Origin of the sequence: Eubacterium ramulus ATCC 29099 (assembly GCF_000469345.1) — a bacterium.
Lineage (GTDB): Bacteria > Bacillota > Clostridia > Lachnospirales > Lachnospiraceae > Eubacterium_I > Eubacterium_I ramulus.
Window position 1 is genome coordinate 1 of sequence record NZ_KI271131.1, and the last position, 708, is coordinate 708.

The window sequence follows — 708 nt, forward strand, 5'->3', positions numbered from 1 at the left end:
ATAATCATAGTATTTGTTCGCCATTGCGTTATTGCTTTAGCTGTATTATACTGCTATTATAAGATCTTATTTTTGACAAATCTTGCATTATTTTTTCATTATATAACACAATACTGCTATTATAGAGAGGGTAAAAAATGAAAACGCCACATTCACTTATACCGGAGCAAAAAGAAAATATCAAACATGGAGAAGTTTATTTTCCAATCCAGAAGTATATTACAAATCTGACAAAAGAAGCACCTGTCATAACAATGCACTGGCACGAAGAAGCAGAGCTTACCCTTATAACAAAAGGTTCCTGTGTCTACCAGATCGATTTAATCGAATATGAGGCAAGTACCGGGGATATTCTGTTTATTCCTCCCCTGCTGCTGCATTCCATTATCCTGAAAAGCAGTCAGGACTTCTGTTCGGAAACCTATGTATTCCATATGAATCTTTTGGGAGGAAATACTGCAGACATCTGTTCTACCCGCTACCTTACGCCTATGGTAAACCACGAATTATCTTTACCCTGTCTCATTACCGCGGATCATCCTGCATATGATTCTCTTTGCAAGTCTTTTGCACAGCTTGCCTCCCTTTACGATACCCGGATGTTTGGATATGAACTCGCCATAAAATCTTATCTGCTACAGACACTTTTTCTTCTGCTCCAGTACAGTAACACAAGATTCTCCACGGAATCAGACTCTTCCGACAAAT

The 708-nt window shown here is 38.4% G+C and carries 1 protein-coding gene; it reads left to right on the forward strand.

Translation table 11 applies throughout. The features are described from left to right. Window positions 1–137 precede the first annotated feature (137 nt). Window positions 138–708: AraC family ligand binding domain-containing protein (locus HMPREF0373_RS08375; RefSeq protein WP_021739254.1), on the forward strand; the 571-nt coding region annotated here is incomplete at its 3' end.